General features: G+C 44.4%; 20 protein-coding genes and 1 tRNA gene. 9 read left to right on the top strand and 12 right to left on the bottom strand.

Annotated elements, in window-relative coordinates:
* Positions 1-106: 106 nt before the first annotated feature.
* Positions 107-310, bottom strand: a complete 204-nt coding sequence (locus RS24_RS07330; protein WP_021777569.1) for a cold-shock protein — start codon at positions 308-310, stop codon at positions 107-109.
* Between the two features lie 238 nt (positions 311-548).
* Between RS24_RS07330 and RS24_RS07335 the strand changes: the two genes are divergently transcribed.
* Complete coding sequence (locus tag RS24_RS07335) at positions 549-890, top strand: DMT family transporter (RefSeq protein ID WP_021777570.1); 342 nt, start codon at positions 549-551, stop codon at positions 888-890.
* A gap of 80 nt (positions 891-970) precedes the next feature.
* Here the strand turns inward: RS24_RS07335 and RS24_RS07340 are convergent, their stop codons facing one another.
* From RS24_RS07340 to RS24_RS07370, 7 genes are all read right to left on the bottom strand, one after another.
* Positions 971-1,195, bottom strand: coding sequence for a hypothetical protein (locus RS24_RS07340; protein WP_021777571.1), 225 nt, complete (start codon positions 1,193-1,195; stop codon positions 971-973).
* Positions 1,196-1,276: 81 nt separating this feature from the next.
* A complete protein-coding gene (locus RS24_RS07345; RefSeq protein ID WP_021777572.1) occupies positions 1,277-2,077 on the bottom strand; it encodes a ThuA domain-containing protein in 801 nt (266 codons plus the stop codon).
* A gap of 133 nt (positions 2,078-2,210) precedes the next feature.
* Positions 2,211-2,837: an SOUL family heme-binding protein gene (locus RS24_RS07350; RefSeq protein ID WP_021777573.1), complete on the bottom strand. Its 627-nt coding sequence runs from the start codon at positions 2,835-2,837 to the stop codon at positions 2,211-2,213.
* A 46-nt stretch (positions 2,838-2,883) separates the two neighbouring features.
* Positions 2,884-3,300, bottom strand: coding sequence for a DUF4149 domain-containing protein (locus RS24_RS07355; protein WP_021777574.1), 417 nt, complete (start codon positions 3,298-3,300; stop codon positions 2,884-2,886).
* A gap of 77 nt (positions 3,301-3,377) precedes the next feature.
* Positions 3,378-3,821 (bottom strand): tetratricopeptide repeat protein, encoded by a 444-nt coding sequence (locus tag RS24_RS07360; protein ID WP_021777575.1) that lies wholly within the window; start codon positions 3,819-3,821, stop codon positions 3,378-3,380.
* Positions 3,822-3,899: 78 nt separating this feature from the next.
* Positions 3,900-4,142: a nuclear transport factor 2 family protein gene (locus tag RS24_RS07365; RefSeq protein ID WP_021777576.1), complete on the bottom strand. Its 243-nt coding sequence runs from the start codon at positions 4,140-4,142 to the stop codon at positions 3,900-3,902.
* Between the two features lie 10 nt (positions 4,143-4,152).
* A complete protein-coding gene (locus RS24_RS07370) occupies positions 4,153-4,368 on the bottom strand; it encodes a nuclear transport factor 2 family protein (protein WP_021777577.1) in 216 nt (71 codons plus the stop codon).
* Between the two features lie 95 nt (positions 4,369-4,463).
* Between RS24_RS07370 and RS24_RS07375 the strand changes: the two genes are divergently transcribed.
* Positions 4,464-4,832 (top strand): hypothetical protein, encoded by a 369-nt coding sequence (locus RS24_RS07375; RefSeq protein ID WP_021777578.1) that lies wholly within the window; start codon positions 4,464-4,466, stop codon positions 4,830-4,832.
* Positions 4,833-4,847: 15 nt separating this feature from the next.
* On the opposite strand, the gene RS24_RS09945 is transcribed toward RS24_RS07375, so the two are convergent.
* From RS24_RS09945 to RS24_RS07385, 3 genes are all read right to left on the bottom strand, one after another.
* Complete coding sequence (locus tag RS24_RS09945) at positions 4,848-5,135, bottom strand: hypothetical protein (protein WP_021777579.1); 288 nt, start codon at positions 5,133-5,135, stop codon at positions 4,848-4,850.
* A 72-nt stretch (positions 5,136-5,207) separates the two neighbouring features.
* A tRNA-Gly gene (locus RS24_RS07380) sits at positions 5,208-5,282 on the bottom strand.
* 61 nt (positions 5,283-5,343) lie between these two features.
* A complete protein-coding gene (locus RS24_RS07385; RefSeq protein ID WP_021777580.1) occupies positions 5,344-6,618 on the bottom strand; it encodes an MFS transporter in 1,275 nt (424 codons plus the stop codon).
* Positions 6,619-6,740: 122 nt separating this feature from the next.
* Between RS24_RS07385 and RS24_RS07390 the strand changes: the two genes are divergently transcribed.
* The 6 genes from RS24_RS07390 to RS24_RS07415 all read left to right on the top strand — a co-directional run bounded on the left by RS24_RS07390 (position 6,741) and on the right by RS24_RS07415 (position 11,385).
* Positions 6,741-8,114 carry an acyclic terpene utilization AtuA family protein gene (locus RS24_RS07390; protein ID WP_021777581.1) on the top strand — a complete coding sequence of 458 codons (1,374 nt, stop codon included), beginning with the start codon at positions 6,741-6,743 and terminating at the stop codon, positions 8,112-8,114.
* Positions 8,115-8,116: 2 nt separating this feature from the next.
* Positions 8,117-8,470: an AtuA-related protein gene (locus tag RS24_RS07395; protein ID WP_021777582.1), complete on the top strand. Its 354-nt coding sequence runs from the start codon at positions 8,117-8,119 to the stop codon at positions 8,468-8,470.
* Complete coding sequence (locus RS24_RS07400; RefSeq protein ID WP_021777583.1) at positions 8,463-9,419, top strand: phosphate acyltransferase; 957 nt, start codon at positions 8,463-8,465, stop codon at positions 9,417-9,419. The genes RS24_RS07395 and RS24_RS07400 overlap by 8 nt, the downstream gene beginning before the upstream one ends.
* Before the next feature lie 129 nt (positions 9,420-9,548).
* Entirely contained in the window at positions 9,549-10,508 is a 960-nt protein-coding gene (gene trxA, locus RS24_RS07405; protein WP_021777584.1) for a thioredoxin, read from the top strand.
* A gap of 1 nt (position 10,509) precedes the next feature.
* Entirely contained in the window at positions 10,510-11,166 is a 657-nt protein-coding gene (locus tag RS24_RS07410; RefSeq protein ID WP_021777585.1) for an LON peptidase substrate-binding domain-containing protein, read from the top strand.
* Positions 11,167-11,175: 9 nt separating this feature from the next.
* Positions 11,176-11,385 carry a Trm112 family protein gene (locus RS24_RS07415; protein WP_021777586.1) on the top strand — a complete coding sequence of 70 codons (210 nt, stop codon included), beginning with the start codon at positions 11,176-11,178 and terminating at the stop codon, positions 11,383-11,385.
* A gap of 31 nt (positions 11,386-11,416) precedes the next feature.
* Here the strand turns inward: RS24_RS07415 and RS24_RS07420 are convergent, their stop codons facing one another.
* Complete coding sequence (locus RS24_RS07420) at positions 11,417-12,751, bottom strand: FAD-dependent monooxygenase (RefSeq protein ID WP_021777587.1); 1,335 nt, start codon at positions 12,749-12,751, stop codon at positions 11,417-11,419.
* 168 nt (positions 12,752-12,919) lie between these two features.
* Between RS24_RS07420 and RS24_RS07425 the strand changes: the two genes are divergently transcribed.
* Positions 12,920-14,134 (top strand): ammonium transporter, encoded by a 1,215-nt coding sequence (locus tag RS24_RS07425; protein WP_021777588.1) that lies wholly within the window; start codon positions 12,920-12,922, stop codon positions 14,132-14,134.
* Positions 14,135-14,142 lie beyond the last annotated feature (8 nt).

Below are 14,142 nucleotides of genomic sequence, written 5' to 3' on the forward strand. Positions count from 1 at the left end.
CGTGTTTTAAATTATTCGAGGTATAAAATCAGCCAAAATCAACAAGACCCCATTAAACGGTACGCATTAATAAGGGGCAAGTCTTAAAAAGCCTGATTAGAGGCGACTATTCAGCAAGCGCTAGATTACAAGCTGATTGCTTACCGTTGTTACCAACCTGCTTCTCGAAAGTAACAACGGCACCTTCTTCAAGAGTAATACCACATTTTTGTACTTCTGAGATATGCACAAATACGTCATCTTCACCTTCAACGGCGATAAATCCGTATCCCTTTGTGGCGTTAAACCACTTACAAGTTCCTTTGATCATCTTAAATCCAAGTTAGGCAAAATTTGTCAGTTTACCAAAAACTTGAAAAACAAGAGTTGGGATCGGGCTAAAACATGCCTTAAACTACCCGTCACAATATTGCTAACAGGCGTGGAGCAAAATTGCTACTGAAAATATAGATATTGGAGATTAAATTTTATCAAAAATATCCAAATATCACTCATAAACAACACTATAAACTTGGCAATAATACTGAGCAATCATGTAGACTGAACATATGAATTTATATTTTCTATTATTTGCCGCCATCAGCTTTGAAGTGATAGGGACGATGCTACTTCCCGCCACGCAAAATTTTACGAAGCTTATACCAAGTACTATCACACTCGTTTCGTATGGAATCTCTTTTTATCTACTTGCCTATCTCTCTCAGAAATTGCCCCTGTCTATTGTCTATGCATCTTGGGCTGGGCTTGGCGTTTTTTCGGTGACACTTCTCAGCTATTTTTTTTACAAACAAAGCCTCAACTGGCAGGTTATTTTTGGATTAAGCCTGATTGTGCTTGGCGTTATTATTGTGAATATATTTAAAACACCCACGACTTTCTTTGACGCTTAAAACAATTCCTTAAATGCCCAAAACATAAAAAAAGCCCCGCCAAAAGGCGGGGCATAAAATTAGGTCATCATTATTTGGTTTTATGACGTATAGGTTGTTCCGGCGTTACTGGTTTCACCCCCTTCTGTCTCTTCTTCATCGCCATGATCGCCATCGCCGTGATCGCCATTGCAATGCCCGGCAAGCATCAATGATCCCGTGGAAGTTTCAAGATTTGAGGTAGTGGTATATCCATTAACTGATGGTGCATAAATCAAGCCCATCATCAAAAACGCTAGAACAAATGGTGTAAGGGATTTAAGCATTTGAGCCTCCAATATTTACATCTATAATTACATAGATTTTTCTTCTGAGGCATCAACAAAATTTTTATTTTGCGCGCGAAACTAAACCTCAAAAGATCTATTTTTAAGGCTGACCCATTTAATAGCATTTGCAATAAGCCGTCGATAAAACGGATTTACATAGGCCGAAGGGCCATCACCAAACTGTAGATAGACAATGCGACTATTACCGATTTCTTTTGTCCAGCCAACGAGAGAACTTCCCGGTTTATGCTGCCAACCGCTATTATCATTTAATCTGCCATCACGAACTGCAGCGGAGGCTGAGTAAAAATTATCTGCCGTGAAACTGAAATCGCTGCGTAATAACGGGTTAACATCATCCTCAAACACCTCGTAAAGATATAGCTCATCTGTAATCTCAAATTTCGGCGGCAGGCCTTCAGTAACAGGGTGGTCGGCAAGCACCTCCACCTGATGCGTCACATCATGGCGATATCCGCTATCTTGGCGCAGCTCGCCGCGTAATTCGCGAGGCAGATAGAAGAATCGCCCCCCAATAATCTCGCTATAGGCCTCCCAGTCTTGCCAACCGGCAATTGCATGGTGCAAAAAAACAAACCCGTGTCCTGCATCAACAAGCTGTTGGAAATCCTTTTGATAGGCTTCAGATGGAGATATAATATCTGGGTGCGCATTTTCATGGAAAGAAATGCCCGGCATATCATATAGCACCAGAGCATCATAAACCTCGGCTTGTTTGACATTAAACAAAGCCTGAGAAGCAGGCTGCTCAACTAGTGTCCAGTCTAGATTATCCATGTTGTCAAAAATATCGTAGAACGCCTGACGCTCATAAGGGTGGCCTTTGACAGATAGAAGAATGCGATGAGTTTCAGACATGTTACCCTCATGTTGGTTCTAGATAATTTTCTGAAGACAAAAATCCACATTTGAGGCCACTAAACACTAAAGACCCTCACACACGACCCATGCAAGCGTTGAAAAAGAATTGCTAAAGTGAGCAGAAGTGGTTTCATTTTGCTTTATTTCCTCCAGGATTTTCAATATTTTGTTGATTTAATTTAACCGGCAGCAAAATTTCGTTATCCCTCAAAAACCAGGGAATGAATGGCGGGTCATAAAAAGCATAAATTGGTCGACCAGAAGCCTCATATCCATTTTGAGCAATAAACGCCTTAAGCTTGGCTGTGTTTTCTTCAATCTTCTTATCACTTTGCGATCCCCGAAAGGACACACTGGCGAATCGTTGGGCCTTTAGCTTTGAAACTGTAACGCCCTTTTCACTTGGTAAAGGTATATTTTCTTCAGCCATATTTCTTGGAAGAAAAAAACGAACGATCCATCTCTCTGCCGAGTCATCATAATTCTGATTGGCTAATGTTTGTGCTACAGGTGACGTCATCGATATTTCTAAATTATCTTCATTTTCGCCACTGATGTATCTGAACAATCTGCGGAACGCATCACTGGCGGCCTCTTTCCGAGAAGAAAAAACTTCAGTTTCTACAGCCATCACAGAAGTGTAATCTCTGATTGCAAATATACCCTTTTCAAGAATAACCTTATAATTTGGCTGCTCAATTTCAGCCCAAGCTGGCAATGAGAAGAGCATTGCAATGGTGAGGATTATTAGTTTCATTTTTTACATCTCAAGTATTCTATTAATTTTTCATTAGCGCCATGTCTCAATGATGAGCCCAAGCTAAGGCAACAATAGAAATTATCATTTGTACCATAAAAATACTTACTGAGAGGCGATGCAATAAATCAAAACTCCTGCTGGAAGCATTAGGCTCTTGAAGCAATGCATCTCTTTTTTCATTGATTAATGGAGTTAAATAAAAGGAGTTAAATCCAAAACCGAAGGTTGAAACCATAGTCAGTATCACTAAATCACCTCTTCCAGCCTGATATGCGAAAACACTTGCTAATAGTGTGAGCACCAGGCCATATATGAACATTCTAGGGAATAATTTCCGAAGCAGCTTGCCTGCATTAGTTTCATCAAGTGCTGCAAAAACAGATGGGGCTATTACAGTCAGAAAAAGCAACATAAAGCCCAGAACCATAGCATTTAAAATTAGAAACAAACCAATATACATTTTATGCCCATAGAAAAGTTAAGCTATAATTTTTACTTAGTTTAAGTAATCAGGAGTTGGATGACACATAATACTTGCTACTGACTGCTCAAATATTTAGATATTGCAATATCTAAATCTGTAAGCTCATCACAGCCTTCAGGGCATAGCATTCTCAATTTTACAAGATTAGATTGAGCGGAACCCACATCATCAAGTTTTAAAAATAACTCACCCTGATATTCTAGGGCTAATTTATGGTCAGGCTTAATAGATAGAGCTTCTTCATAATAAATTTTACTTTTGTCATAATCACCAATTTTGCGATGAGCAAAACCGAGATAATTGTAAATATCGGAATTATCAGGCTCTTCTTGAATTGCTTTTTTTAACTTTTTAATTGCACGCACATATTTATCATTTTTTATTAATTTCTTTGCGTCATTGATAAGTTTGCTAACACTTGGTTCATAACCATAACCTCCAGCAGCCCAAACTGGCGTCGAGAAAAGCAGTGCGGTGGCGAGGAGGAGTGGTTTCATTATTTAACGCCTCATTAATTTTTTATGCATAAATTGTGTCTGCAAAAATTCTAATTCCGCAAAAAATTAATACTAATACTATTCCAATGAACTCAAAATTCTTTCTGGCCATACAAAATTAATCGCTGATTTAGATATTTTCCATTCCTGGTCAACTTTCACATAAGTTTCATCATAAAAGGCCAACCAAATAAGGGGGTTTTCTTTCGGGCTTTTTCTGGCGTCAATGTTTAAAAGATAACATGTTCCCCGCGCGCTGTGATCATCAATTAAATCCACCAAGTGATTAGTATTATAATGCATAGAGCTGAATTTATGCATCCAATTATCCTCAAAAAACCTCAAAATAGTTTTTATATATCTCTCCTCTTCCCTTCCATGACCCATATGGGCCAAACTCACAGATACCATCAGGAGTGAATAAATTGACCAGCTGGTTTAAATCGCGGGAGTCAATCAATTGATTATATTTCATTCTCAGGAAGCGGATTTTTTCAACCTCTAGAAGTTGCTTTAGATTTTTGATTTCTTCTTTCGAAAAGCTCATCCCAGAAAATCCTATCTATTATAAAACTATTATATTAAGGAGTGTTGGATAAATTTTTTCAAGTTCTAATATTAAATATCTATTAAGAGGCAGTTATGAGAATTTTGATTTTAATTTTTTCATTAATCTTTGGCGGCTCAGGCATTGCTAAAGATTTTCGTGAATATGGTTTTGCCATGATGACAGATAGTAAATGTGATAATCATGAGGAAGCCATGAAATATCTTAAAAAGGTTGTAGCTTATGTTGAAGCTAATGCGCCAAATAGCACATATGTAAGGTGTGGAAAAGATTTAGAAGGCAGGCAGGGCTGCCTCGTTATGACTGAAAATTACGAAGCCTTTGAAGCAAATCAATCATTTTGGGAAACAGATGAAGAATGGAATCGGTTAATGCGTCTGGCTTGGAAAGAATGCGGCATTGATGAATTTGGGTTTGGTCGCAAAGCATTAACTTTTGAATAATCTTTAAACATTTTCTTACTTACAAAATGTTTCATAATAAACAGAATAACTAGCAGCTATATCAGTCAGCCATTTGATTTTAGCAGCAGGTTCGAGCGTGTCGGCAGAATTTTCAGGAATACTTCTGAGTTCATCCCAAAATTTGTCAGCTTCAATTAGCAATGCACCGGCACCCATGGCCAATTCTTGGCAGTCCTGCCTAGTCGGCCCTATGTTTTCAGATAACCTATTAGAGGGACTGTTATACGCCGCCAGCATAAGCGAAGATAAAACCAAAGTAACAATGATTATAAGTGGCTTCACTTCAATACCCCTAATAATTTTTATCTCCGAACTCTCTCACCGCTTATTATGATTTGAAGAATTCCAAAAAAATGGAGCGGGCGATGAGATTCGAACTCACGACATCAACCTTGGCAAGGTTGCGCTCTACCCCTGAGCTACGCCCGCAACTATTTTAGATATCATAGCGGGTTATGCCCCAAAGCAAAAATGATTGCAACCTCTTTGACTACCCTCTTGTTGAGTCAGCTGAAGTTTTAGTGCGAAAATTCATCGCATAAATAAAGAAAACAGACATCACGACTGTCACCATAAACCCTTGAAATGCAGCATCATAAGCGCCTGTCTGACTATGCATCACTCCAATAAAACTTACAAAAATTATTGAAAGACCCTGCATAACCGGGGCCATAAACCCCAGAACCGAGCCTATGCTGGCTGGGCCAAATGCAGAAGCCGTTAGCGATGACCAGACCGGGTAAATGCCGCCGACAGCAGCTCCAAAAATCGAAACAAAAATCAGCAAACTCCAGTAATCAGGCCGCATTAAAAAAACAACCAAAAGAAGAAAATGAAACAAAGCAACCAAAGCAAACAAATGCCTGACATCAAAATAATCAGCCATAAAGCCAATAATGAGTTTTCCAGCGACTGCGGAAATCGTCATAGCAGAAATAATCGTCGTGGCCTGCAAAACTGTAAACCCACTATCTACCAGAAACGGGAATTTTGATGTGAGAACTGCTTGATCACTGGCAAGCAAAAGGCCACACCCCATAGCTACTAGCCAATAATTACGGGTTGTCACAATCTGCTTTAGGCTCAGAGTTTTGTCACCTGTCGGCGCCTCTTTCCGTGACACATCCTCTTGCGTATCAAATTCATCAAAGTCGTTAATGTCTGCCGGTGCTGGACGCCCCCTAACAAAAAGTCCGACAAGGACAAATATAATAATCGCCACTGACCAGCCTGTGAGGAGCATCGCCATTCGCCAGCCATAAGAGGTTATAAAAAAAGATATAACTGGCACCATGAGCGCGCCGCCAACAGACGACGTCACAGACATGAGCCCTAATGCGCGCCCTCGGCGTTTTTGAAACCAGCGCACTGTGACAGCATTGCCTGCAAGCCCGCCACAAGAACACACCGAAATACTGAGCATCACAAAAATACCAACCATCATCACCATTAAGCTTTGCGCCATAGCAACAAGCGTGAATGCACCTCCAAAACTAAGCGACCCAAACATGATCACATATTTCGCATCAAATTTATCCAACAGTCGACCAACCAGTGGCGACCAAATAGCAAGTCCGACCAGCATTGAAATATAGGCATTATTAGCGGTAGCACGCGATATACCAAACTCTTCAGTGACGGGGATGACAAAAAGCTGGAAGCTGTAAATTGTAGAGCCAACAATCAGCATAGCAGATACAAAACAGGCAGATAAAACAATCCAACCAGAATAAATCGTTCCCAAGCGGGGCGGGGTTCCTATCACTTTTTATTTCCGTTCAACGATTAAATAAGAAAGACAACCTACTTTAAAAACACTCCCACGTCTCAGTAAACTTATAATTGACATTAAGGGGCGGGCTTTTAAATTGAGGGCTGGAGGCATCAGTGAATACACCTAAAAAAATGATAAGAGTAGCAAATGCTCAAGGATTCTGGGGAGACAGTCTGCTCGGCCCCAAAAGGCTGGTTGAAGAAGGACCGGTAGATTACCTGACTTTCGACTATCTCTCCGAAATTACAATGAGCATCATGCAAAAACAAAGAATGCGCGACCCAGAGTCAGGTTACGCGCGTGATTTCATTAAAATGCTTAAAATTATAATGCCGCAATGCAAAGATAAAGGCATCAAATTAATTGCCAATGCGGCGGGCGTAAATGCACCGGCCTGCCTTGCCGCTACAAAACAAGCGCTTTCAGAGATTGGTCTAGAGGGTATCCGCATCGGCATTGTTGAGGGTGACGACATTCTCGACAAACTAGATGTGCTGACAAATGCAGGCGAAGAGCTGGTAAACATGGATACCGGCGCAGCTTTGGCTTCTGTTAAAAACGATATTATCAGCGCCAATGTGTATATCGGTGCGGCATCAATTGTTGAAGCGCTTCAGCAAGGGGCAGATATTGTTATTACCGGACGAGCCAGCGATCCCTCTCTTGCCGTAGCCCCGCTAGTCTATGAGTTTGGCTGGTCCTTTGAAGATTTCGACAAAATCGCATCCGCCACCGTGCTCGGACATATCATTGAATGTGGCCCCCAATGCACCGGCGGCAATTATACTGATTGGCGGGATGTTCAAGATTTTGCACATATCGGCTTTCCGGTTGTCGAGGCATATGAGGACGGCTCATTTGTCGTCACAAAACATGACGGCACAGGTGGATTGATAAATGTGGAAAGCGTCACCTCGCAGCTACTTTATGAGCTTGGTGATCCGGCGCGTTACCTCAGTCCCGATTGCATTGCAGATTTTACTTCAATCCATATGGCACAAGATGGGCCCAACCGAGTGAAGGTTCATGGTGTCAAAGGCCTTCCACCAACAGACAGTTTCAAGGTCTCCATGTCCTTCTCAAAAGGCTATAAAATCCTCACCACACTTTGCATTAGTGGCCCTGACGCAATTGAAAAAGCCCATATTGTCTCTGACATGGTGTTTACACGCATGAAAATGCTCGGCGCAGATATCCCAGAACATGACCGCTTCTTGGAGTTATTCGGCAGTAACGTTCTTTATAAGGGCATCGTGGAAAGCCCCGACCAACCACATGAAATTCTGATGCGGCTAGGCGCAAAGGGTATGGATGCGGACAAGCTTAATGTGATGTCGAGCGAAATTGCGCCGGTTTTAACCTCCGGCCCGCCGGGCATTACCGGATTTGCGGCGGGAAGATCGCGCGCATCGGAGGTTGTCGGCTATTGGCCCGCGCTTATTAACAAGGATAAAATTGAAACAACTGTCAAAGTTGAGGAGGTTTAAGGGTGGAACAAAAGCAGGTAAAACTGATGGATATCGCCCTTGCGCGCTCTGGCGACAAAGGGAATGGAAGTAATGTCGGGGTCATCGCCAGATCACCCGAAATTTATGCCTTTCTTGATAAAGAGCTAACCGCCGCGCGTGTCGCTGACCATTTTAGCGAAATAGCACTCGGTGGCGTGACGCGTTATGATTTGCCGAATTTAAATGCTTTTAATTTTTTACTTGAGGAATCGCTAGGCGGAGGTGGCACTGAAACACTCATAACCGACGCCCAGGGCAAAGTGCATGGGCTTGCACTTTTGCATATGGAAGTAAACATTGATGAAAGCCTTCTTTCGACAATAAAACATGACTGACATCATTCATAATCTTTATCGCCGCGCTCAAAAAAATAAGAAGCGCATTTTATTTCCAGAAACATCCGACCCACGCATTCAAGAAGCTATAAAGCTCATACAAAAAGGCGGCGAAGTTATACCCGTCGCGCTTAGTGCTGATGCCGGACTGCCAGTTGATACGGAGATTTTTTACGACCATCCCGATAAAAATCTCTGGCTGAACAGAATTTATGAGCATGTGCAAAACAAAAGAGGGCTTGAGCGTGCTAAAGTCGAACAATCCTTGTCCAACCCGCTATTGTTGAGTTGTTATTTGCTTGCCGTGGGTTATGTGGATGGCGGCGTAGCTGGGTCAATTACAACAACAGCCAATGTTTTAAAAGCGGGCTTTAAAAGCCTTGGCGTCAAGGACGGTACCAAAACTATTTCCAGCATGTTTTTAATGGCTTTACCGGACGGAGGGGTTTTGAGCTATGGCGATTGTGCAGTTGTCCCCAATCCAACTGCCGCGCAATTAGCTGATATCGCCATTTTCACATCCGAAACACATCAGCGCCTGACCGGAGAGATACCTCATGTCGCGATGCTTTCCTTTTCAACAAAAGGCTCGGCTAATCACGCCGATGTTAACAAAGTCACCGAAGCCATGGCGCTCGTATCACAAAAAGCCCCTCACCTAAATATTGATGGTGAGTTGCAATTTGATGCTGCAATTAACCCAAAAATAGGTATCCGAAAGGCGCGTGATTCCGCGGTAGCGGGCAAAGCCAATGTGTTTATTTTTCCTGACCTCGATGCAGGGAATATTGGCTATAAAATTACGCAGGAACTGGGCGGCGCACGCGCCATCGGACCTATTCTGGGGGGATTCCCCAAACCATGGATGGATCTGTCCCGTGGCTGTGGTGTCCAAGATATTATAGATGTCGCGGTTGTTTCTGCCTTGCTGGGCGATACAACATCTTGAAGCTGGAATGTTTAAAGTGTCAGAAAAACAGGAAAATCATCAACAGCACTTGGCAAAACCATCAAAAGACCCCACTTTAGTAACATAAGGATATGAACTTCCTGCAAGGAAGCAAAAACGGGACAAATTATGGACAAAACACCGGAAATTCAACAAAACCCATCAGCTATGGGCGCGATTGGCGGACAGACAACGGAAAGTGTTGTCGAAACAACCACGCAAAACTTTATGGTCGATGTTATTGAGGCCTCACAGCATATGTTGGTTCTGCTTGATTTCTGGGCCCCATGGTGCGGCCCCTGCAAGCAACTAACGCCGCTTCTTGAAAAGCTTGCCACACAAAGTAATGGCGCCGTACGCTTGGCAAAAATGAATATTGATGAGCACCCGCAGATAGCCCAACAATTGCAGGTGCAATCTATTCCAGCTGTTTTTGCCTTTAAGAATGGTCAACCTGTAGACGGTTTCGCAGGCGCCTTGCCCGAGAGCCAGCTCAAAGCTTTCATCGAAAAAAACCTTGGCGAAGACCTCGCGCCAGACCCCATTGAGGAAATGCTGGCCGCCGGTAAAGCAGCGTTGGAGCAAGATGATTTCACCAACGCCATGCAAATTTTTGGCGCAATCGCCCAGCAAGACAACACCAATACAGCTGCGCTTGGTGGGCTGGCACAGTGCTATCTGGCGGCAGGCAACACAGATGCTGCAGAGCAAACTCTTGCTCTGATTGAAAACCCCACGGCCCCGGACTCGCTTTACAGTGCCGCACTGGCAAGCCTTGAATTGGCAAAAAAATCAGCCGCACTCGGCGAAACTGCCGACCAAAAAGAGGAAGCGATTGGCTCCCTCGTTACAACCCTCGACAGCAACGCCGATGACCACCAGTCACGCTATGATCTGGCGCTGGCCTATCACGCTGCCGGTCAAAAAGAAAATGCGATAGATGCTCTGCTGGAGATTATTCAACGCAACCGCCAATGGCAGGATGATGCTGCGCGCAAACAATTACTCGAGCTTTTTGAAGCTTATGGACCCACGGATGAGGTAACGGTTGAGGGGCGACGCAAATTGTCTTCCCTGCTGTTCAGTTAATATGCTTGTTGATTATAAACTTCCGGCAGATTTGCCCAGTGTTATTCCTGTTTTCCCGTTATCCGGCGCTTTATTGTTGCCGCGTGTTTTACTGCCACTCAACATTTTTGAGCCACGCTATCTATCTATGATCAATGATGCTATGAGCAGTTCACGCATTATCGGGATTATCCAACCACGCAACAGCAGCCAATCGGGGCCTTACGGCCTATACGATGCTGGATGCGTCGGCAGACTCACAACATATAATGAAACCGAGGACGGCCGGATACTGGTGACCTTGACTGGTCTTTGCCGGTTTCAGGTGCTTGAAGAATTAGATGTCACCACCGCTTACCGACAAGTCAAAGCTGATTATGAACCCTTTTCACATGACCTAGTTAAAGATTACGGCGTTGACGATGTAGACCGCACAGGGCTTCTTGAGGTGCTTAAAAATTATCTGGATGCCAATCAGCTACAAGGAGATTGGCCATCTATTGAGGGCTCGCCCACTGAAGAGCTTGTGAATTCTTTGAGTGTCGTTAGCCCTTATGGGCCGCCTGAAAAACAGGCCCTTTTAGAAGCAGATACGCTCGCCAGTCGCGCCGATATGCTCATTGCCATGACCGAGGTTGTTCTTGCGCAGGGAAATGATAAAGAAACGCCGCTTCAATAGGTTGAGTTAATGACAAAAGAAAATAATGAAAACTTCGATGCCGCTACCCCTGACCCGAGCCTGTTAGAAATTCTCGTCTGTCCGATATCTCGACGGCCTTTATCTTATGACCGCGACAATCAGGAACTGATTAGCAAAGAGCCCGGATTGGCGTATCCGGTTAGGCAGGGTATTCCGGTAATGCTGGAAAGCGAAGCCCGCAAGATTTCCAAAGACTAAAGCTTAAAGCGACTAATGGTTAAAAACGCGTTTAACCATTCAATCGATGGCCTCTCAATAAACGTGGCGGAGGAGATGTGCCTCTGTCCGCATAAATTTGCGCTGCAGCTTTTGCTTGGTTGGGGAGGGCATGATTAACAAGCGCAAGACCTGCGTGGCGCAACCATGAGAGGGGCAGAAAAGAACTGCCAAACATTGTATTGAGGCCATCTGTCAAACCTGCCATGGCGAAAGCATCGGCCCGTCGATTAAGTTGATACCCCTCTGTGACACTCATATCGCAAACTTTCAGCCCCAAAATTTTGGCCTCAAAAACGTGTTCTGCAAGCGTGGCGGCATCGCGAAGAGTGAGGTTGTAACCTTGTCCGGCAAGTGGATGGATAACATGCGCCGCGTCCCCTAACAGCACTGCATGAGGGGCGGTATAATTCTCTGCCAGCATCAGGGCCAAAGGAAAACAATGCGGCCTGTCGGAGATCTCTATGTCGCCTAAAGCACCATCAAGCTGTTCTGACAAAGCATGGGAAAATCTCTCAGGCGATAGTGCATAAAGGCTTTCAGCTGTTTTTGTTTTTTCTACCCAGACAAGACTACTGACATATTCACCGCTTAGGTTTTTACCAAGAGGCAAGCAGGCCAAGGGGCCGTCGGCTCTAAAAATCTGGAGAGCAATATTATCATGTGGCAAGCTATGGGAAAAATCCGCCACCAAAGCGGCGCGGCGATAATCGCGTTTTATAATACGCGTGCCAAGGAAATTTCTGATAAGCGATTGACGACCGTCACAAGCGACAACAAGGTCGCAAATTATTTCGGTGTTATTGACAGCGAGCCGCATCCCGTTTGGTGTCTGCTCGATATCGGTCACTGCTTGACCTTTACGCATTGAAATATTCGGTATGTCCTTGCTGACTTTTGCAAAGGCGGCATGCAAATCATGATTGCGGACCATATAGGCCAGCACATCATCACTTTCAGCATCTCCAAAGTCTAACGAGCCGCCCGGCCATCTGAGCACAGTCTCAGCTTCGGTAATTTTCATCGCGGCAATGGGTGTGGGCGCATCCTGACAAGCGGACAACACATCAAGACAGCTTAGCATTTTAAAAGATGATGGCGACAAGGCCGTTGTTCGTGGATCAGAATGACCGGCGGCACCCAAACCCTCCGGTGCACGGTCTAGCATAGTAATATTTGCCCCCGTCCCTGCTAAAGCCACTGCTGCCGCATATCCCGCAAGACCGGCGCCTACAATCACAATTTCACTTTTTTCAGGTGACGGAGAAATCATGCCTCTAAATTGGCTGACATGAAGGCCAAAGTCCAGCCCAACAGATGAGACATATAACCCCCTCAAAACGACCATTATTTAGGCATCTGCACACGAATAACCTGAAGATGATTAAATTTTAAGCAAATGCGAGAATTGGAAAAATAAACGAGAAAATATATCAATAATATCAATGATTTACATATTTTTTCTGGCACACATCTTGCTTGTGATTAGATCAAGTTAATTATAATGGAGGGGAGCATGTCTCAATCGCAATTAGGTGGTGACGTCTTCTTTTTGCTTATCGGTGCTATTTTGGTTTTTGCCATGCATGGTGGATTTGCATTTTTAGAAGTTGGAACTGTTCGCAAGAAAAACCAGGTTAACGCCCTGGTCAAAATCATATCAGACTTTGCTATTTCAACTGTGGCCTATTTCTTAATTGGTTACGGCGTTGCATATGGCATTAACTTTTTCGCGAGTGCGGCAACCATTCAAGGCGGTGAAGGTAGTAGCTTTGATGGGCAAGGCCTTTCATTGGTTAAATTTTTCTTCTTGTTAACATTTGCCGCCGCCATTCCGGCGATTATTTCCGGCGGCATTGCCGAGCGCGCTAAATTTGGATCACAACTGGCAGCGTCGGCGATAATCGTCGCGCTGATATACCCATTTTTTGAAGGCATTATCTGGAATGGACAATTTGGTTTCCAGTCCTGGCTCGAAGCAACCTTTGGCTATGCCTTTAATGATTTTGCCGGTTCGGTTGTCGTCCATGGTGTCGGCGGGTGGCTGGCGCTGGGCGCTGTTTTAATGTTGGGCGCACGCCACGGCAGATATGGCGATAGAGGTCGGGCCTTTCCGCCCTCATCCATACCATGGCTGGCGCTCGGGTCTTGGATGCTTTGCGTCGGCTGGTTCGGCTTTAACGTCATGTCTGCTCAGTCGCTTGAAGGGGTGACGGGTCTGGTCGCCATGAACTCACTGCTTGCCATGACCGGCGGCATTCTTGCTGCACTTGTTATTGGACGCGGTGATCCAGGCTTTGTCCATAATGGCGCTCTCGCCGGACTGGTCGCCGTGTGTGCAGGTTCAAATATCATGCACCCTATCGGCTCATTCATCACAGGCGGTATTGGCGGCTTTCTATTTGTGCATTTTTTCAACCTATGTCAGGAAAAATGGCAAATTGACGATGTCTTAGGCGTTTGGCCATTGCATGGCCTTGCCGGCGCATGGGGCGGAATAGCGGCCGGTATTTTCGGCCTCGAAATGCTCGGTGGTCTTGGCGGTGTTAGTTTCATATCTCAACTCATCGGGACAGTTGTTGGTTGCGGCTATGCACTTATTTGCGGTCTCGTCGTTTATGGTGTGCTCAAACAAACCATTGGCATCCGACTTAGCGAAGATGAAGAAATTATGGGCGCAGACCTTGCTGTCCATAACATTCAATCCGAGCCAGAAAGCGGCATCAACTAGGGCAGAAA

It is taken from the genome of Candidatus Micropelagos thuwalensis (assembly GCF_000469155.1).
Classification (GTDB): Bacteria; Pseudomonadota; Alphaproteobacteria; order RS24; family RS24; genus Micropelagius; species Micropelagius thuwalensis.

Bases quoted from the DNA above. Each gene is read 5' to 3' on its own strand.
- RS24_RS07330 (WP_021777569.1), bottom strand. From the start codon at position 310: ATGATCAAAGGAACTTGTAAGTGGTTTAACGCCACAAAGGGATACGGA.
- RS24_RS07335 (WP_021777570.1), top strand. From the start codon at position 549: ATGAATTTATATTTTCTATTATTTGCCGCCATCAGCTTTGAAGTGATA.
- RS24_RS07340 (WP_021777571.1), bottom strand. From the start codon at position 1,195: ATGCTTAAATCCCTTACACCATTTGTTCTAGCGTTTTTGATGATGGGC.
- RS24_RS07345 (WP_021777572.1), bottom strand. From the start codon at position 2,077: ATGTCTGAAACTCATCGCATTCTTCTATCTGTCAAAGGCCACCCTTAT.
- RS24_RS07350 (WP_021777573.1), bottom strand. From the start codon at position 2,837: ATGAAACTAATAATCCTCACCATTGCAATGCTCTTCTCATTGCCAGCT.
- RS24_RS07355 (WP_021777574.1), bottom strand. From the start codon at position 3,300: ATGTATATTGGTTTGTTTCTAATTTTAAATGCTATGGTTCTGGGCTTT.
- RS24_RS07360 (WP_021777575.1), bottom strand. From the start codon at position 3,821: ATGAAACCACTCCTCCTCGCCACCGCACTGCTTTTCTCGACGCCAGTT.
- RS24_RS07365 (WP_021777576.1), bottom strand. From the start codon at position 4,142: ATGCATAAATTCAGCTCTATGCATTATAATACTAATCACTTGGTGGAT.
- RS24_RS07370 (WP_021777577.1), bottom strand. From the start codon at position 4,368: ATGAGCTTTTCGAAAGAAGAAATCAAAAATCTAAAGCAACTTCTAGAG.
- RS24_RS07375 (WP_021777578.1), top strand. From the start codon at position 4,464: ATGAGAATTTTGATTTTAATTTTTTCATTAATCTTTGGCGGCTCAGGC.
- RS24_RS07400 (WP_021777583.1), top strand. From the start codon at position 8,463: ATGACTGACATCATTCATAATCTTTATCGCCGCGCTCAAAAAAATAAG.
- trxA (WP_021777584.1), top strand. From the start codon at position 9,549: ATGGACAAAACACCGGAAATTCAACAAAACCCATCAGCTATGGGCGCG.
- RS24_RS07410 (WP_021777585.1), top strand. From the start codon at position 10,510: ATGCTTGTTGATTATAAACTTCCGGCAGATTTGCCCAGTGTTATTCCT.
- RS24_RS07415 (WP_021777586.1), top strand. From the start codon at position 11,176: ATGACAAAAGAAAATAATGAAAACTTCGATGCCGCTACCCCTGACCCG.
- RS24_RS07420 (WP_021777587.1), bottom strand. From the start codon at position 12,751: ATGGTCGTTTTGAGGGGGTTATATGTCTCATCTGTTGGGCTGGACTTT.
- RS24_RS07425 (WP_021777588.1), top strand. From the start codon at position 12,920: ATGTCTCAATCGCAATTAGGTGGTGACGTCTTCTTTTTGCTTATCGGT.